General features: G+C 61.0%; 18 protein-coding genes. 9 read left to right on the forward strand and 9 right to left on the reverse strand.

Annotation, left to right across the window (positions count from 1 at the left end; genetic code table 11):
* The first annotated feature begins 14 nt into the window (after positions 1-14).
* The gene (locus tag GR212_RS02540) at positions 15-1,424 is read left to right on the forward strand and encodes an adenylate/guanylate cyclase domain-containing protein (RefSeq protein WP_163984873.1); all 1,410 of its coding nucleotides are present in this window, start codon (positions 15-17) and stop codon (positions 1,422-1,424) included.
* Positions 1,425-1,430: 6 nt separating this feature from the next.
* Here GR212_RS02540 and GR212_RS02545 read toward each other — a convergent pair whose 3' ends face one another.
* The 5 genes from GR212_RS02545 to GR212_RS02565 all read right to left on the reverse strand — a co-directional run bounded on the left by GR212_RS02545 (position 1,431) and on the right by GR212_RS02565 (position 7,377).
* The gene (locus GR212_RS02545) at positions 1,431-2,309 is read right to left on the reverse strand and encodes a GNAT family N-acetyltransferase (RefSeq protein ID WP_163984874.1); all 879 of its coding nucleotides are present in this window, start codon (positions 2,307-2,309) and stop codon (positions 1,431-1,433) included.
* A gap of 229 nt (positions 2,310-2,538) precedes the next feature.
* The gene (locus tag GR212_RS02550) at positions 2,539-4,824 is read right to left on the reverse strand and encodes a hybrid sensor histidine kinase/response regulator (RefSeq protein ID WP_163984875.1); all 2,286 of its coding nucleotides are present in this window, start codon (positions 4,822-4,824) and stop codon (positions 2,539-2,541) included.
* Between the two features lie 55 nt (positions 4,825-4,879).
* Positions 4,880-5,398, reverse strand: a complete 519-nt coding sequence (gene lspA, locus GR212_RS02555; protein WP_163984876.1) for a signal peptidase II — start codon at positions 5,396-5,398, stop codon at positions 4,880-4,882.
* A 9-nt stretch (positions 5,399-5,407) separates the two neighbouring features.
* Positions 5,408-6,259, reverse strand: coding sequence for a TrmH family RNA methyltransferase (locus GR212_RS02560; protein ID WP_163984877.1), 852 nt, complete (start codon positions 6,257-6,259; stop codon positions 5,408-5,410).
* Positions 6,256-7,377: a class I SAM-dependent methyltransferase gene (locus GR212_RS02565; RefSeq protein ID WP_348643436.1), complete on the reverse strand. Its 1,122-nt coding sequence runs from the start codon at positions 7,375-7,377 to the stop codon at positions 6,256-6,258. The genes GR212_RS02560 and GR212_RS02565 overlap by 4 nt, the downstream gene beginning before the upstream one ends.
* Positions 7,378-7,492: 115 nt before the next feature.
* On the opposite strand from GR212_RS02565, the gene GR212_RS02570 reads away from it, so the two are divergent.
* Together GR212_RS02570 and GR212_RS02575 are read left to right on the forward strand one after the other, a co-directional pair.
* Positions 7,493-7,945 (forward strand): SRPBCC family protein, encoded by a 453-nt coding sequence (locus GR212_RS02570; RefSeq protein ID WP_163984879.1) that lies wholly within the window; start codon positions 7,493-7,495, stop codon positions 7,943-7,945.
* A 35-nt stretch (positions 7,946-7,980) separates the two neighbouring features.
* A complete protein-coding gene (locus tag GR212_RS02575; RefSeq protein WP_163984880.1) occupies positions 7,981-8,439 on the forward strand; it encodes a GNAT family N-acetyltransferase in 459 nt (152 codons plus the stop codon).
* Here the strand turns inward: GR212_RS02575 and GR212_RS02580 are convergent.
* The 3 genes from GR212_RS02580 to sppA form a co-directional block, all read right to left on the reverse strand.
* Positions 8,431-8,763, reverse strand: a complete 333-nt coding sequence (locus GR212_RS02580; RefSeq protein ID WP_163984881.1) for a LapA family protein — start codon at positions 8,761-8,763, stop codon at positions 8,431-8,433. The two genes, GR212_RS02575 and GR212_RS02580, sit on opposite strands and share 9 nt — an antisense overlap.
* Before the next feature lie 167 nt (positions 8,764-8,930).
* Positions 8,931-9,236: an integration host factor subunit beta gene (locus tag GR212_RS02585; protein ID WP_004120746.1), complete on the reverse strand. Its 306-nt coding sequence runs from the start codon at positions 9,234-9,236 to the stop codon at positions 8,931-8,933.
* 26 nt (positions 9,237-9,262) lie between these two features.
* Entirely contained in the window at positions 9,263-10,219 is a 957-nt protein-coding gene (sppA, locus tag GR212_RS02590; RefSeq protein ID WP_163984882.1) for a signal peptide peptidase SppA, read from the reverse strand.
* A gap of 325 nt (positions 10,220-10,544) precedes the next feature.
* Between sppA and lptC the strand changes: the two genes are divergently transcribed.
* The 6 genes from lptC to ptsN all read left to right on the forward strand — a co-directional run bounded on the left by lptC (position 10,545) and on the right by ptsN (position 15,839).
* The gene (gene lptC, locus GR212_RS02595; protein ID WP_163984883.1) at positions 10,545-11,231 is read left to right on the forward strand and encodes an LPS export ABC transporter periplasmic protein LptC; all 687 of its coding nucleotides are present in this window, start codon (positions 10,545-10,547) and stop codon (positions 11,229-11,231) included.
* Positions 11,228-11,881 carry an LptA/OstA family protein gene (locus tag GR212_RS02600; RefSeq protein WP_163984884.1) on the forward strand — a complete coding sequence of 218 codons (654 nt, stop codon included), beginning with the start codon at positions 11,228-11,230 and terminating at the stop codon, positions 11,879-11,881. Before lptC ends, GR212_RS02600 begins: the two co-directional genes overlap by 4 nt.
* A 46-nt stretch (positions 11,882-11,927) precedes the next feature.
* The gene (gene lptB, locus GR212_RS02605; RefSeq protein ID WP_163985167.1) at positions 11,928-12,707 is read left to right on the forward strand and encodes an LPS export ABC transporter ATP-binding protein; all 780 of its coding nucleotides are present in this window, start codon (positions 11,928-11,930) and stop codon (positions 12,705-12,707) included.
* A gap of 193 nt (positions 12,708-12,900) precedes the next feature.
* Positions 12,901-14,460, forward strand: a complete 1,560-nt coding sequence (gene rpoN / locus GR212_RS02610; protein WP_163984885.1) for an RNA polymerase factor sigma-54 — start codon at positions 12,901-12,903, stop codon at positions 14,458-14,460.
* 250 nt (positions 14,461-14,710) lie between these two features.
* A complete protein-coding gene (gene hpf / locus GR212_RS02615; RefSeq protein ID WP_163984886.1) occupies positions 14,711-15,286 on the forward strand; it encodes a ribosome hibernation-promoting factor, HPF/YfiA family in 576 nt (191 codons plus the stop codon).
* A gap of 88 nt (positions 15,287-15,374) precedes the next feature.
* Entirely contained in the window at positions 15,375-15,839 is a 465-nt protein-coding gene (gene ptsN, locus GR212_RS02620) for a PTS IIA-like nitrogen regulatory protein PtsN (RefSeq protein WP_015338601.1), read from the forward strand.
* Between the two features lie 167 nt (positions 15,840-16,006).
* Here ptsN and grpE read toward each other — a convergent pair whose 3' ends face one another.
* Entirely contained in the window at positions 16,007-16,648 is a 642-nt protein-coding gene (gene grpE / locus GR212_RS02625; RefSeq protein WP_163984887.1) for a nucleotide exchange factor GrpE, read from the reverse strand.
* Positions 16,649-16,669 lie beyond the last annotated feature (21 nt).

Raw genomic sequence — 16,669 nt, forward strand, 5'->3', positions numbered from 1 at the left:
TGTAGAATAGGGACATGAGTGAAGCTCAGTCCCTATTCGGAGTGCTGCGCCATTCAGCGCGGCAGGAAATCGTCGATGCGATCGAGCGGCTGGTCCTTGAGGCACCCGACCGCGCGCTTAACCGCATCAATGTGCTCGCCTTCGCTGCGAAGCACGGCTTCGATGAGGAGCAAGCCATCAATGCTTTCCTGCACGCCTCGCGCCTCGGCCTGTTTGAAATGTCATGGAATGTCCTTTGCCCCGGCTGCGGCGGGGTGCTGGATGCCAATACCTCACTGAAAACAGTCCAGAGTGAAACCTATAACTGCACGCTTTGCGCAGCCGGCTACGAGCCGACGCTCGACGAGATGGTCGAAGTCACCTTTACCGTCAGTCCCCGTGTGCGCCACATCGAAGCGCATAATCCGCATGAGCTGCCGCCGCTCGAATATTTCCGGCAGATCTATTGGGGCTCGGGAATCGACCTTCCGGAGGAAGGCTACGAGGAAAAAGTCGATCAATTCGTGCTGGAATCCCTGGAGCTGCCGCCCGGCGAGAAGGCTGTCATATCGCTTCAGTTGCCGGCGGAGTTTACCATCATCTTCGAGCCCGTGACCCATGCCGCGCAGTTCCTCGATATCAAGGGAGAGCCATCGAAAGAGCGGCAAACTCTGTCGCTCGTTTTCGACCGCATGCACCGGCACAGCGAGGCCATCGAACTGCGACCCGGCCCCCTGCGCGTCATGATGGAGAACCACACGGACCTTCGCGTGCTGCCTTCGATCTGCGTCGCCAACGACGCTCTTCACAGCCTGCTCGGTCAACGCCGGCCGTTCCTGACCGCCAAGCGCCTGCTCTCCAACCAGACATTCCGGGACATCCATCGCACGGACACCATCGACGTCGACCAGCGGCTCAAGATCACCAGCCTCACCTTTCTCTTCACCGATCTGCGCGGTTCGACGGAGCTCTATGAAAGGGTCGGCGATCTCGCGGCCTTCGATCTGGTCAAGACCCATTTCGGTATCCTGCACGAGATCGTGGCGGCAGAAGCAGGTGCGGTCATCAAGACCATCGGCGATGCCGTCATGGCCACCTTTCCGACACCGGACCGGGCGCTCATCGCGGCGATGAGGATGCGCGAGGCCATGCTCAGCCTCAACAAGGAGCGCGGCAGCGACGATCTTCTGCTGAAAATCGGCATTCACGAAGGGCCATGCATCGCCGTGAGCCTGAATGAAAGGCAGGACTATTTCGGGCAAACGGTCAACATCGCGTCCCGCGTCCAGCATCTCGCCATCTCACGCGAAATATTCGCGACCAGCTCGGTGCTCGACAACCCTCGCGCGGTCGAATTGATGACAAGGCGCGGCCTCACGCCGCAATCCCATCACGTCGCGCTTCGAGGCATCACCGATGCGATCGATATTTTTGCGATCCCCTGATACCCGTCAGCTGGCGAAACGACCGGCATCCGCGCCGTAATAGTTCACATAACGGTTGGAGATGCTGGCGATCGGCAAAACGATCAGCACATCGGTCGTGTTGAAGGCATGATCGACGACCGCGGTCGAGCCGACCATGGCACCGAGGCGCAGATAGCCCTTGATCAGCGGCGGCAGCGCCATCAGCGCTTTCTTCGGATTGACGGCCTCGACCGGCATCAGGTCCATGTTGCGGGCAAGCGACGGCAACGCGCTCACGGCCCATTCGTCCTTGGCAACGACATTGTGGTAGAGGAAGGACAGGGCCAACGCGTGCTGCTCCGGCAAGATGCCAGGGAAGGATGCGCAACCGAACATTGCGCCCATGCCATGCTTCAGTGCATAGGCCCAATTGCCTTGCCACAGCAGTTCCACGGTGCGCTTGTTGCGGTAGTCGGGCAGGACGCAGGAACGCCCAAGCTCCATGAAACGCTTGTCGGGATGGCGGGCGAGCAGAGCGTCGACGTCGAACTCCGACGAGGAGTAGAAGCCGCCATTGGCCATCGCGACTTCCTGGCGCAGCAGACGGTAGGTGCCGACGATCTGATCTTCCGGATCACCCTCGAGCGAACGGTCCAGCACCAGAAGGTGGTCGCAAATAGCGTCCCAGCTGTCGACATCGCGCTGGCGGCGCATGGCGTCAGCCGGCAATTGCGCGTTCATCTCCTCGACGAAAACACGGTAGCGTACGGCCTGAGCCGCATCGATCTCGCGCGCTGTGCGGGCAAGGCGCGTTTCTAGATTTCCGATGCGTCCAAGCACATCGCTGGCAACCGGCTCAACCGTTGCCTTTGAAGACTGAACCATTTCGCCCTGAGCTTCGCGATTCAAGATTTCGATGGACATGGCGATTCTCCCCCTGCGGGCCGATATAGCGCCATAAACCAAATTCATGCGACAGGAAAGTGACACGCAGCCTGGCTAAAAGCAAGAAGCGTGCCCATTGCAAAATTTGCAATGGGCGCACCGTCCCCAATTTAGCGACGGCAATTGCCGCAGGTTGAATTCGAACGCCGGCCGCCATCGGGCATTGATGAGCCGGCTTCCGTTAACTTCGCCGGAAGATGGAAAAGCCCTAGGCGCGTTCGAAAACCGATCTGGACAGGCTCTGCAGCGTCGCCGCCAGTCTTTCAGGGTCGACCGGCTTGACGATGACGGCATCGGCGCCGGCCAGCAGCGCCTGACGGCGGATCGCGTCGCGGCTATCCGCCGTGAGCACGACGATCGGAAGCGTCGGCAAGCCGTGCCGGCGCTCGTGGGCCCGCAATTCCGCGAGCACGGCCGCACCCGTGCCGCCGGGCATGTTGAAATCGGTCACCAGCACTTCGGGCCGCGCTTCGGCATTTTCAGCCCGGGCGCGCAGGGCGTCGAAGTCCTCGACGAGGCGAACACGGTGGCCTGCCTTGGAGAGCATGGCCCGAACCAGCATCGCGTTGACCGGATCATCCTCGCCAAGCAGGATGTCCAGCGCGCGGTCTTCGGCCTCCGGCGTCGTTATGCCGATCTCGGAGACCGCCTCGATCAAGGCGTCGCGTTTTTCCATGCCGCGCATGCGGCCGCTCAGCACATCGATCAGCGACTGTTCGCGCAGCGGCCGGATGAGCCAGGCGTCGAAGAGATCGAGCGGATGGGTGTTGCGTTCCTCGGGATTGACCAGGAAGATCTTGCGCAGCATCGGCACGGCAAGCGCGCTCCCCTCGCGGAAGTACCAGGGCGCCATGCGATGATCGACGATGAGATCCGTCCAGATCCCCTCCTCGCCCATCGGGAAGGACCGCAGCAGGTCGTCCATGTCGCGGGCGCCGATCAGCTTGCAATGACCGCCGAGGGTCTGGATGGTTCGCATGATGGCGGTGCTCGCCGCGCCTTCGGGAGCCAGCAGCAGGACGCGCGATCCCTTGAGCACGGTATCGCGCCGGTCGTATCCATCCTCGGCGACGAGGCCGACCGGAAAGGAAATGATGAACTCGCTGCCTCTGCCGCGCTCGCTGGCGACGCTGAGCCTGCCCCCAAATTCGCGCAGGATGCGGGCGGAAATGGCAAGGCCAAGTCCGGTGCCGGCGCTTCTTTCGACGACGGTGCCAGCCTGTTCGAACTCGCCGAAAACACGAGCCTGTTCTTCTTCCGTCATGCCGGGGCCGCTATCCTGCACGGATATCGTCAAATCCCGCGCCCGGAGCTCGACGCGGACGAGAACGCCGCCGGTCTGGGTGAATTTCACGGCGTTGCCGATGACATTGAACAGGATCTGGCGCAGGCGGGCGGGATCGAACTCCATCGTCTCGGGAACATCGGCCGCAACGCTCGCGGCGATTTCGATGCCCTTTTCATGGGCGCGATGGGCAAGCATCTCGATGACGCCTTCCAGAAGGGGACGCAAGGCCTCCTTGCGCGGATGCAACTGAAAGCGGCTCACTTCGATCGTGGAGAAATCGAGCAGGTCTTCGACCAGCTGCACCAGCGCATGACCCGACTGGCGAATGCCGGTCAGGTAATTTGCCTGCTCCAGCGTCAACGGCGTCTGGGCGAGCAGATGGTTCATGCCGAGAATGCCCGACAGCGGCGTGCGGATCTCATGGCTGACGGTGGCGAGCAGCCGCGACTTGGCGGCGCTGTTGTATTCGGCCTTCAGCCGCGCATCTTCGCGCTGGCGGGCAGCTTGCCGCTCCTCCGTCACGTCGCGCGCGACGCTCTGTATGCACAATTGCCCGGTCGCCGGATCGCGGAACATGACATCATGCCAGGCAAAGATGTGTCGCCCCTCGGGCGTGGCGATTTCGGCATCCTGATGCTTGGCATCGGTCACGGTGCGAAACACGAGGCCGGCCTCTTCCAGCGTCAGGCCTTCCGGATGCGCCTTGCCGGTCAACTTGCGAAACGTGGCATTGGCGTGCAGAATCCGGCGGTCGATGCTGCGCGTGACGGCAATGTCGCCCAGCGCATCATGGACGGTGGCAAACAGGCCGGCGCTTTCCCTGTGCTCCCAAAGACGATCGTGCTCGCTCTCGCTGAAATCCGTGACGGCGATGGAGGGCTCGCGTGTCGCTCTCCGGAACCTGAAGATGGCGGTAGCGGCGAATGCGACAGCCAGGAAGCCCAGTGCGGCCGCCAGCGTCAGCGCCCCCCCGGCATAGCCGAGCGCAAGAAGGACAGCACCCGCCACCAGGCCGCCGCCAGCCAGCCAGTAGTTCTGCAACCACCGTGACGGACCCGATGAAATCTCCTGTCCGGCTGCATCGTGAGAAGGCTCGATCGGCTTTGCGAGCGCCGACTCGTTTTCGGCCGGTGCCTCGATCGGTTCCGTTTGGCTGCGAGCCGCCGCCGCGGCAAGCTTTTCCTGCAGGTCTGCCAGAGTGCTCATGGACTCTGGCTATCATGCACAACCTTCCCGATGCCTTCAGGGATTCGCTAGAATTTTAAGCTTTTGCCTTTTTCGGCATCAGAAGCTCGTCGAGAATGACGCAGCCCGCCCCGATGGTGATAAAGCTGTCGGCAAGGTTGAACACCGCAAACGACCACGTCTGCGTGTGGAAGAGGACATAGTCGATCACATGCCCATAGAGAAAGCGGTCGAGCAAGTTGCCGAGCGCGCCGGCAATGATCAGGGCAAAGCCCGTATGCGCAAGCCAGCGGTGACCGGGCGTGCGTCGCCACAGCCACAGCACGAAAGCGACGATGATGAGCCGCATGCCGACGATGAACCAGCCGTCCATTCCGGACAGCATCGAGAACGCCACGCCGAGATTATAAGTGCGATAGAGCGCCAGCATCGGAACGACCGGCACCATTTCCTGCAGCGGCAGCCAGCGATCCACCATGATCTTGATGGCCTGGTCGAGAATGACGGCGACCACGATGAAGATCAGGATCGGCAGGGGCCGTGAAAACAGGGCCGGCTTTGCAGTCGGCTGGCCGTGGGTCTCGCTTTCGGTCATCGGGTCTCGCTAGGTAAGTGTCAGGATATGGCGGCGGGCCTCGAACAGCATGACTGCCGTCGCCACCGCCAGATTGAGGCTATCGGCGCGGCCGGCCTGCGGAATGCGGGCAAGCGCATCGGCCTCTTTCGCCAGGGCATCCGGCAGGCCGGACTGCTCGTTGCCCATCAGCAGCACGACAGGCTTCTTCTTGTAGTCGATGGTGCGGTAGTCGACGGCGCCGGCGAGGTGGGTGGCGACGACGCTGACACCCGCCGACTTCTTCCAGCCGACAAACTCCTCCTGCGTCGCCTTGACGACAGGCACTGCGAAGACCGAACCCATGGTGGCGCGCACGGTTTCCAGCGAAAACGGATCGGTCGTCTCACCGACGAGGATGACGCCGGAAGCACCCGCCGCATCGGCGGTGCGGATGATGGTGCCGAGATTGCCGGGATCGCGCACGCGGTCGAGCGCCACCCAGGTCTCGCCCGCCTTCGGCTTGACATCCCTAAGCGGCCGCCAGCGCTGTTCGAAGACGCCGACCACCATCTGCGGATTGTCGCGGCGGGTAATCGAGCCGATCACCTTTTCGCTGACCTCCAGCACCAGCCCCCCGGCGGCGACCGTTTTCGCGGCGACCTGCTCGACCAGGGGCTTGCCCTTTGCGGCCTTGGCATAGACCAGCGTGCGGATCGTCCAGCCGAGCTCCAGCGCGTCGATGACCAGCTTCAGCCCTTCGGCCAGGAAAGCGCCGCTTTCCTCGCGGGACTTCTTGACCGTCAGCGCCTTGATGTCCTTGACAATCGGATTGGCAAGCGAGGTGACCTCCTTGACCTGTCCGACCCTGCGCGGGCCGTCGTTACGGAAATCCTGGTTCATTGCGGCACCCAGCGGCTGAAGAGAGAGGTGGAAAGCGCCCTGCCCGGCGTGCGGCCGTCGAGGCCGGCTTCGCGGATAACCAGTTCGCCGGATTCGACGACGCCGCCGGCACCGCGCATGGTCTCGCGCATCAGCTCATGGATCGAATAGAAGCTGGCGCGGATCGAATAGGCCGTCAGCACGAGGCCCAGCGCCTTGGGCGACAGGATCTCGCGGCAGATGTCGAGCATCAGCGGCAGGTGTTCGAACAGATGCCAGACCTCGCCGTTCGGGCCGCGGCCGAACTTCGGCGGATCGGTCAGGATAATATCGTATTTGCTGCCGCGTCGTTCCTCGCGCAGGATGAACTTCATCGCATCCTCGCAGATCCAGCGGATCGGCAGCTTTTCCATGCGACCCAGGGCCTGGTTTTCGCGCGCCCAGCCGATCGCCTTCTTGGAGGCGTCGACATGGGTCACTTCCGCGCCGGCTGCGGCGGCCACCAGCGAAGCGACGCCGGTATAGCCGAAGAGGTTCAGGACCTTCAGCGGGCGTTTCGCCGCCTCGACCTGCTCCTTCATCCATGCCCAATGCACGATCTGCTCGGGGAAGACGCCGACATGACGGAACGCGGTGAAGCGGCCAAGGAAATCGACGCCGAGCAATTGCAGCGGCCAGGTCTCACCGAGCGCTTCGCGCGGAAAGCGCCAGCGGCCCATGCCATCCTCGTCCGTATCGCCGGTGAAGATCGCTTCGGCGTTGTCCCAGACATGCGAGGGCAGCGTCGGCGGCCACAGCGCCTGCGCTTCCGGCCGGACGATGCGATAGGGTCCATACTGCTCGAGCTTCAGCCCGTTGCCGCTATCGATCAGGTGAAAGTCCCCGGCGCCCAGCGACTCGAGGATGACCGGTACGCGCTCAGTCGGCCGCTCGCCGCTGCGCACGGTCAGCGAGCGCTCGGGTGCGGCAGGCGCAGACGCACGCGGCTCGGCAACGCGCTCGCTTTGATCGCGCGAAGGCTTGGCTGGCCTTGCGGCATGCGCGGGCTTTGCCGGCGGCTTGCCGGGCATGTCACGCCGGGGTTTTGCCCCGAGACCGCCCGCGGTTTTCTGGCCGGGCCGGCTTTCCCTATGTTTCACCATGCTTGTCTCGAAATTGATATGTGCGTGCAAATAGCATCTGGCCGCCACTTGGCAAAGCGCTTTCCGATCTGCGATGATCCATGCACAAAATGTCACATTGGGAGGATTGCGCATGGACATGACCGGCGAAGAGCGGATCGCGGCACCCAGGGACGCAGTGTGGGCTGCGCTGAACAATCCTGAAATCCTCAAGCAATGCATCCCCGGCTGTCAAAGCCTGGAGAGAGTATCCCCGACGGAGCTGACCGCGACGGTGAAGCTGAAGATCGGGCCGGTCTCGGCCTCCTTCAACGGCGAGGTCACGCTTTCCAACATCAACGCGCCGGAAAGCTATACGATCTCCGGCGAGGGAAAAGGCGGCATCGCCGGCTTTGCCAAGGGCGGCGCCGACGTCGTGCTGAAGGAAGACGGCAACGAGACGATCCTGCAATACGAAGCCAAGGCGCAAGTGGGCGGCAAGATCGCACAGCTCGGTTCACGGCTGGTCGATTCCAGCGCCAAGAAGCTCGCGCAACAGTTTTTTGCCGATTTCACCGCCGCTATAAACGGTCAGGCCAGCGCCTGATTGCCGCGGACATGTCGGCACCCATATAATTGGTCATGATAACGAAATCCGAGACCTGGGCCATCCGGCCGGCGCGCGAGCAGGACAGACACAATCTTGCGGAGATCTATCTCCGTGTCCGCCGAGAGACATTCCTATGGGTCGATCCCAGCCGCTTCAGCTTTGAAGACTTCGAGGTTCACACCAATGGCGAACGTCTGTTCGTTTGCGAAAACGGGCATGGCGCGGTTGCGGGTTTCGCGGCGATCTGGGAGCCGGACGACTTCATCCATATGCTCTATATCCTGCCAGCCTTCCAGGCGCGCGGTGCCGGCAAAGCCCTGCTTGCCGCCCTGCCGGGTTGGCCAACGCGCCGCTACCGGCTGAAATGCCTGGTCAAGAACACGCGCGCCATGGCGTTCTATCGAACGCTTGGCTTCGAGGTGATCGGCGACGGCGCCTCGCCCGAGGGCGACTACAAGGAAATGCTGCTCAACGCCCAGCGCTCATCGTGACGGAAGCTGTCCGGCAATCTGTTCGGCGCGCGTGCGGTGTTTGTCCGCCTCGGCCTGCCAGCGAACCGCCTCCAGCGACTGGCTGCGGGCGCGCTTGCGATGCTTTCCCTGATTGAACCATGTGACGGCAGCGCCCACCAGCATGCCGAGGATGAGCGCCACGAACAGCAGCACGAACAGAGGCGCATGCAGCGACAGCACCTGGTCGTCCGGCCGGAACGGATTGAGGGCCAGCGTGACGGATTGCCTGTTGGCAACGCAGAATATGATCAGGATGATGCCGATCGGCAGCAATATCAGCAGATTGACGATCTTCTTGGCCATTGCGCAGCTCCTTCATTCGCGGACATGCGTCTTCGCACCCAAGCCGCCTTCAGCCGCAGAATAGAAAAGAGGCGGCTGAATTCAAGTGCCACCGCGTCGCGGCACAATCACGTCCGACGGCATCCCGTCGCGGCATTTTCGGAAAAAGGACGGCTCGATCAGGCTGATCAGTTGTCGTCTTCCTCGTCGCCTGCGCCCGGATTCAGGCGCTCGCGAAGCTCCTTGCCCGTCTTGAAGAAGGGCACCCACTTTTCCTCGACGAAGACCGTATCGCCGGTGCGCGGATTGCGACCGGAGCGCGAAGGCCGGTTCTTGACGGAGAACGCGCCGAAGCCGCGAAGTTCAACCCGGTTTCCGGCGGCAAGCGCATCGGTGATCTCATCGAGGACAGCGTTGACGATATTTTCGACGTCACGGTGATAGAGATGCGGGTTGCGGGCGGCGACAATCTGCACCAATTCCGACTTGATCACGGCTATCCCCTTAAATCATTGATTTATCAATTGGCTGCACCCTGCCAAACAGAAAGCAGGCCGTCAAGAAACAACTTATCGGTCATGATTTTCTGGAGACTCGCTCCTTTTATAAAATCATCATAACCGAAACGATTTAGCAACCAGGAAGCAGCACCCGGCCAAAAGAAGGATGAGGTTTTGTCCTGCGGCTTCCAGTCGACGATCGGCAGATCCTTCTTGACCTTGCGCGTTTCGAGATAGGCGAGAATTTCATCCTCGCCGCCAAGCGTATCGATCAGCTTGTTCTGGAGCGCCTGACGGCCGGTGAAGATGCTGCCGTCGGCGAGCTTCAACACCTCGTCGCGCGGCAGCCTGCGGCGATCCGCCACCAGATCGACGAACCAGGCATAGCTGTCCATGACCATATTGCGGATCATGTTCTTGGCGTCTTCGCTCGCCGGATGAAAGGGCGAGGGTTCGGCCTTCAGCGGCGCCGATTTGATCTCGTCGAGCGAAACGCCGACCTTGTCGAGCAGATCCTTGACCTGCGGATACTGGAAGATGACGCCGATCGACCCCGTGATGGAGGTATCGCCCGCAACGATATTGTCGCCGGCCGCGGCGATCATGTAGCCGGCCGAGGCAGCGACGGTGCGGATGTCCGATACCACGGGCTTCTTGGCCGCGACGGCTCGGATCGCCTTGAAGATGCGCTCGCCACCATAAGTAGTCCCGCCCGTCGACGAGATGGAAACGATCAATGCCTTGACCTGGTCATTGTCGCGGATCTTCTTCAACCGCTCCAGAAGTTCCGGATCGTCCTGGATGAGTCCGGAAATCGTGACGCGCGCAATTTGCGGACCTCGCGCATCCGGCAGGTCGGCCGCGATGAAGCGGTAGAGCGCAAAACCGAGCGCCACAAGGAGCAAAACGGCAACAATACGCCAGAAACCAAGCTTTCGGCGCATTTGTCGCCGGTCCGCGATTGCAGAACTGTCCATCACGCCTTATTTCTCCCTGCAACAAACCGAATGCGCAACAAATCGGAAGATGACATCTTGAAACTGGCACAAATCATAGAGAAAAGCTCTTCCCGTTTTCGATGTCCTCGGCGTGACACCGCGCTGCCGGTTCATCAGATAGGACATCGCCAGTCCCGATGAAACCGGCTTATGCCATATTTTTCTGCCAAAATTCCTGAGCCGCAGAAAAAAATCCATATTGGCAAGCCAGTGCAATAATGCGAAACGATCCGACAGGCTTTTTGGCACAGCCTCGCATAGCGTGAATGCGGTTCTCCGGATCCATGAAAGACGGACCTGTTGCATGCTGAATACGATCGAGACTCCCGGCGAGGCAATCCGCTCGGTGCCGGAACGGAATATATACAAAGAAGCGACCTTTCATTCAGCCCGCGTGAAGCGGCTGAAGGTGTTGCTGCCGCTTGCCGCCTTCATCGTCTCGCTCATCTTTATCGCTGTCTCGGTCGTGCGTGCCTATCTGCCCGAGGAAATACAGATCGAGGGCGCCAAGATCGAGGACGGCAAGGTGGTCATGGAGCGCCCTGCCATTGCCGGCCGCAACAAGGAAGGCATCAATTACTCCCTTCTCGCCGAAAAGGCGCTGCAGGACATCAAGAATCCGAACATGATCACGCTCAAGACCATCAAGGCATCCATGCCTGTGAATACCGACGTGATCGCCCACGTAACGGCCCAGAGCGCGGATTTCGATCGCCAGGCCGATACGCTCAAGCTCACCGAGCCCTTCACCATCCAGATGGACAACGGCCTGCGCGCCGAGTTCAAGACCGCCTTCCTCGACGTGAAGAAGGGCGACCTTTCCAGCCAGGATCAGGTTGCAATCTATCGAGGCGGCATGTCGGTTGTTGCGCGTTCACTCAAGATGACGGATAAGGGGAGCGTAATCGAATTCGACGGGGAGGTGCGGATGCATATCGAGCCTTCCGCAATCCATAATTCAGCTAGCCAACAAAAGCCGGGCGGTTCATGATAAAGTATTGGTCAAATTCAATTTTCCACTCCGGCGCGCGCAAGGCCGGCCTTCTCTGTGCTTTCAGCGCACTCGCCTTCTTCGCGGCAGCGGAAGCAGGCGCGCAATCGACGACCAGCTCCATGCCTGGCCTTGCCCTGTCCAGCGATCAGCCGATCCAGATCGAAAGCGACAAGCTCGAAATCCACGATCAGGAAAGCCAGGCCGTGTTCACCGGCAACGTCAAGGTGGTCCAGGGGACCACGACGATGCAGGCGGGAAAGATGACTGTCTTCTATAAGAAGAAGCAGCCAGCCGACGCAAAGCAGGCCGACAATCCGGTCGCCAAGGCCGCCAAGGAGCAGAACCAGTCGCTGGTGTCGGGCGATGCCAACATCGACCACATTCTGGTCACCGACAAGGTTTATCTGGTGTCCGGCACACAGACGGCGACAGCCGAGGACGGCTCCTTCGACATGGCCAACCAGCTTGCGATCCTCAAGGGCAAGAAGGTCGTTCTGACCGATGGACCGAACGTCTTCACGGGCTGCCAGCTCACCGTGCACATGGCAACGGGCGAAGCGCAGCTGGACTCCTGTGGCGGTCGCGTCCAGATCCAGCTCGATCCGAAGTCGCAGCAAGTGCAGCAACAACAACAAAAGAAGAATTGATACCGGCCCCCTCGTGACGACATCGACCACCTCCACTTTGCCCGGCATGCCCGGGCCGTCTTCCACGGCATCGGGCGCACCGGCCACGGATAAGACACGCTATAAGGGCACCCTGATCGCGCGCGGTCTCACCAAGACCTACGGCAGGCGGCGCGTCGTCAACGGCGTTTCGCTGGTGGTGCGGCGCGGCGAAGCGGTGGGCTTGCTCGGGCCGAACGGCGCGGGCAAGACAACCTGTTTCTACATGATCACCGGGCTGGTGCCCGTCGATGAAGGCACGATCGAGATCGACGGCAACAATGTCACGACGATGCCGATGTACCGCCGCGCGCGGCTCGGCGTCGGCTATCTGCCGCAGGAAGCCTCGATCTTCCGCGGCCTGACGGTGGAGGAAAACATCCGCGCCGTGCTCGAAGTCCATGAAAAGGACAAGACCAAGCGGGAGCGCAAGATCGACGAATTGCTGGAGGAATTCCACATTCGCAATCTGCGCACCGTGCCGGCGATCGCGCTCTCGGGCGGCGAGCGGCGGCGCCTCGAAATCGCCCGTGCGCTGGCGACCGACCCGACTTTCATGCTCCTCGACGAACCCTTCGCGGGCGTCGACCCGATCTCGGTCGCCGACATTCAGAACCTCGTGCATCACCTGACGGCACGCGGCATCGGCGTGCTGATCACGGACCACAATGTTCGCGAGACGCTCGGCCTCATCGACCGCGCCTACATCATCCACGCGGGCGAGGTGCTGACCCACGGGCGGGCGAACGATATCGTCAGCAATCCCGAAGTACGCAAGCTGTATCTGGGCGACAATTTCAGCCTCTGACAGGCTGAAATTCCAGTGCCTTGCTTGCCAATATTACCGGATGCCGGGCCAGGCCCGAAATCTACTTTTGCTTCACAGTTCCGCTTGACCAAATCCGATAAAAAAGCAATTTTTGGGCCAGTTGGAATTTCGCGAAGATTTTATGGATTAAAAGCGCGGATTCCCGAGGTTCAAGGGGAGTCCCGCGTCCGCCATGGCATTATCGGCCAATCTTTTCCTGCGCCAAAGCCAGAGCCTGGTGATGACACCGCAACTGATGCAATCCATCCAGTTGCTGCAGATGACCCATTTTGAACTGACGCAATTCATCGCACAGGAAGTCGAGAAGAACCCGCTGCTGGAATTTGCGTCAAATGACGACGATATAGGCAGCAACGGCGATCGCGACACAAGGGACGAACGCTTCGAAGCCCCGGAAGAGACGCATGGCGACGACGGCTCCGAACGCAATGCCGGAGATCTGGCGAGCGACTGGTACGAAAGCGACAATACCGGCAACGCCAATCGACTGAGCGACGAGCTCGATACCAATTTCAGCGACGTCTTTCCCGATGACGGCAGCCCGCAGCGCGCCGATGCGCCCGAACTGCTGAGCCAGTGGAAATCCATGCCCGGCGGCGAAGCCGGCGAGAGTTACGATCTGGACGATTTCGTCGCCGGCCAGGTATCGCTGCGTGATCATCTCAACGAGCAGATTCCCTTCTCGCTTACCGCGTTGGGCGACCGGCTGATCGGCCAGCACCTCGTCGACCAGCTCGACGATGCCGGCTACCTGCGCTCCGACCTGAACGAAACGGCCGAGCGTCTCGGCACGACTTTGGCGGATGTGGAACGCGTGCTGAATACCTTGCAGCAACTCGACCCGGCCGGCGTCTTCGCCCGCTCTCTCAGCGAGTGCCTGGCGATCCAGCTCCGGCAGAAAGACCGGTTCGACCCGGCCATGGAGCGACTGATCCAGAACCTGGAGCTGCTCGGGCGGCGCGATTTCGCGACGCTGAAGCGGCTCTGCGGCGTCGACGAAGAGGATCTGCTCGACATGATGGCGGAAATCCGCCAGCTCAATCCCAAGCCGGGCAGCGGCTTCGAGACCGACATATCCGAGGCCATCATGCCCGATATCGTCGTGCGCCCGTCTTCGGACGGGAGCTGGCTTGTGGAGCTCAATCCCGATGCGTTGCCACGGGTGCTCGTCAGCCAGTCCTATTTCGCATCCGTTTCCAAGACCAGCCAGGACCATGCCTTCCTGTCGGAGTGCCTGCAGAACGCCAACTGGCTGACCCGCAGCCTAGACCAGCGCGCCAAGACCATCATGAAGGTGGCAAGCGAGATCGTACGCCAGCAGGATGCGTTCCTGGTGCACGGGGTCGATCATCTGCGCCCGCTCAACCTGAAAACCGTGGCGGACGCCATCAAGATGCACGAGTCCACGGTCAGCCGCGTGACCTCCAACAAGTACATGCTGACGCCGCGGGGCCTGTTCGAGCTCAAATATTTCTTCACCGTTTCGATCAGCGCGGTCGAAGGCGGCGACGGCCATTCTGCGGAGGCCGTGCGCCACAGGATCCGCCTGCTGATCTCGAATGAGAGCCCGGATGCGGTGCTCTCCGACGACGATATCGTCGATACGCTGAAGAAGGGCGGCATCGAGCTTGCTCGCCGCACGGTTGCAAAATACCGCGAGGCCATGAACATCCCCTCCTCCGTGCAGCGGCGGCGGGAGAAGCGAGCCCTGGCCAAAGTCTCCGGCTTCTGACGGTCGTCCATTTTCAACCGCAGGCTGCCGAACTCCTAACAGTCCGTTAAGACGCAGTTGACTTTCCCATGTGGCAAGGCTAGAAGCCCGCCGCAATCGCTGCAGGACAGCACGACCATGAAACTTATCCCCACCATCCAAAAGGCGGTCCATATACGCAATTTGCCTTTGACTGCGCGAAGTGCTTGGATGAGCTTGAGGCTTGGCGTAAACTGATACGCGCAATAACCACTACAAGAAGGGAAACTCCATGAGTGTGCGTGTCTCCGGTAAACATATGGAAATTGGTGACTCCTTCCGCCAGCGGATTGAAGACCAAATCGGTATGGCCGTGACGAAATACTTCGACGGGGGGTATTCGGGCCAGGTGATTGTGCAGAAATCCAGCTCGCGTTTCGCGGCCGATTGCAAGCTTCATCTCGACAGTGGCGTGGTGTTGCATGCCGCCGGGGAAGCCATGGACCCGCAGCTTGCTTTCGACGCGGCATCCGAACGCATCGAAAAGCGCCTGCGCCGCTACAAGCGCAAACTCAAGGACCATCAGGCCGGCAACCACACGAATGGCCACGCCGAAGTCGCCTACACCGTCATGGATGGTGTTCCCGACGACGAAGACGAGGTTCCTGCCGATTTCGCACCGGCAATCGTCGCCGAGAGCACGAAGCAATTGAAGACCATGTCGGTTGCGACTGCCGTCATGGCGCTCGACATGACCGACGAGCCGCTGCTGCTCTTCCGCAGCCCGGGCAAAGACCACTTGAACATCGTCTACCGTCGTCAGGACGGTAACATTGGCTGGATCGACGCGGCCAATATCAAAGGCTGAGAATAGAAGATAAGCGGCGGCTGCGCCCAGTGGCGGCCGGCCGCCGCTTGCTCGTCATCGGTTCTCGGCGACACGAAGGATAAAGAGAATGGCATTGGCAGATTTGCTACAGCAAGATGCGATCATCCCCGCCTTGAAGGCAAATTCCAAAAAACAACTGCTTCAGGAGCTGGCCGCCAAAGCCTCCAAACTGACTGGACTGCCGGAGCGAGAAATCTTCGATGTCGTATTGCAGCGCGAGCGTCTGGGCTCGACCGGCGTCGGCAACGGCATCGCCATTCCGCACGGCAAACTCGCCAGCATCAAGTCCATCGCCGGCATTTTCGCGCGCCTTGAAGCGCCTGTCGATTTCGAAGCCCTGGACGATCAGCCTGTCGATCTCGTCTTCTTGCTGCTCGCGCCCGAGGGCGCCGGCGCTGACCACCTGAAGGCGTTGTCGCGTATTGCCCGCGTTCTGCGCGACCAGGATCTGGTCGCCAAACTGCGCGCCACCGATTCCGCCTCCGCCATTTACGCATTCCTCAACGAGGAACAGGCATCCAACGCCGCCTGACGAATTGGATCGCATCGGACCAAGGCAAAAATAAGAGCCGGATGATCTGACATCATCCGGCTCTTTTCTTTTGCTGCGACAGCGGTTCAGCTCTTCATGGAATTCCCGAACCGCCGCATTTCTTTGTCTTTGCCCATTCCGGACGAAAAAATCATCCGGACGAAAGATCAGGCGTCCTTTTCGTCGAGCGGGCTGTTGACGCCCTGCTCGGCATTTTCGACGATCTTCGGTCCACCCTTGGCAACGCCGACCATGGCCGGCCGCAGGACGCGGTCGCCGATGACGAAACCGGCCTGGACGACCTGGACGACCGTGTTGTTCGGCACATCGGGATTGGGCACCTCGAACATGGCCTGGTGGAAATTGGGATCGAACTTCTGCCCGACCGGCTCGAGCTGGCGCACGCCATGGCGCTCCAGGGCCGAGAGCATGGAACGCTCGGTCATCTCGACGCCTTCGATCAGCGTCTTCAGGCCGGCATCGGCATTGGCGAGCGCGTCGACCGGAATGGCATCCAGCGTCCGGCGCAGGTTGTCTGCCACCGAGAGCATGTCGCGGGCGAAGCTTGCCACGGAATAGGACTTGGCATCCTTCACATCGCGCTCCGTGCGGCGGCGAAGGTTGTCCATCTCGGCGGCGAGGCGAAGATAGCGATCGCGCAGTTCGCCGTTCTCGGCCTTCAGCAGCTCAACCGGATCAGGCTGAGACGGCTCGGCCGTATCAATGGTTTCCGCTGCGTCCTGTGCGAAATCCGCCGAGATGTCGGCCGCCGTGGCGTCAGGTCCGTTTTTTGTTGTTTCGTCGGTCATGACGGTCTCCGAATTGCTTGG

It is taken from the genome of Martinezella lusitana (genome assembly GCF_010668395.1).
GTDB classification, from domain to species: Bacteria; Pseudomonadota; Alphaproteobacteria; order Rhizobiales; family Rhizobiaceae; genus Rhizobium; species Rhizobium lusitanum_A.

Coding starts and splice junctions, on each gene's coding strand:
- GR212_RS02540 (WP_163984873.1), top strand. CDS start 15: ATGAGTGAAGCTCAGTCCCTATTCGGAGTGCTGCGCCATTCAGCGCGG.
- GR212_RS02545 (WP_163984874.1), bottom strand. CDS start 2,309: ATGTCCATCGAAATCTTGAATCGCGAAGCTCAGGGCGAAATGGTTCAG.
- GR212_RS02550 (WP_163984875.1), bottom strand. CDS start 4,824: ATGAGCACTCTGGCAGACCTGCAGGAAAAGCTTGCCGCGGCGGCGGCT.
- lspA (WP_163984876.1), bottom strand. CDS start 5,398: ATGACCGAAAGCGAGACCCACGGCCAGCCGACTGCAAAGCCGGCCCTG.
- GR212_RS02560 (WP_163984877.1), bottom strand. CDS start 6,259: ATGAACCAGGATTTCCGTAACGACGGCCCGCGCAGGGTCGGACAGGTC.
- GR212_RS02570 (WP_163984879.1), top strand. CDS start 7,493: ATGGACATGACCGGCGAAGAGCGGATCGCGGCACCCAGGGACGCAGTG.
- GR212_RS02575 (WP_163984880.1), top strand. CDS start 7,981: ATGATAACGAAATCCGAGACCTGGGCCATCCGGCCGGCGCGCGAGCAG.
- GR212_RS02580 (WP_163984881.1), bottom strand. CDS start 8,763: ATGGCCAAGAAGATCGTCAATCTGCTGATATTGCTGCCGATCGGCATC.
- sppA (WP_163984882.1), bottom strand. CDS start 10,219: ATGGACAGTTCTGCAATCGCGGACCGGCGACAAATGCGCCGAAAGCTT.
- lptC (WP_163984883.1), top strand. CDS start 10,545: ATGCTGAATACGATCGAGACTCCCGGCGAGGCAATCCGCTCGGTGCCG.
- GR212_RS02600 (WP_163984884.1), top strand. CDS start 11,228: ATGATAAAGTATTGGTCAAATTCAATTTTCCACTCCGGCGCGCGCAAG.
- lptB (WP_163985167.1), top strand. CDS start 11,928: ATGCCCGGGCCGTCTTCCACGGCATCGGGCGCACCGGCCACGGATAAG.
- rpoN (WP_163984885.1), top strand. CDS start 12,901: ATGGCATTATCGGCCAATCTTTTCCTGCGCCAAAGCCAGAGCCTGGTG.
- hpf (WP_163984886.1), top strand. CDS start 14,711: ATGAGTGTGCGTGTCTCCGGTAAACATATGGAAATTGGTGACTCCTTC.
- ptsN (WP_015338601.1), top strand. CDS start 15,375: ATGGCATTGGCAGATTTGCTACAGCAAGATGCGATCATCCCCGCCTTG.
- grpE (WP_163984887.1), bottom strand. CDS start 16,648: ATGACCGACGAAACAACAAAAAACGGACCTGACGCCACGGCGGCCGAC.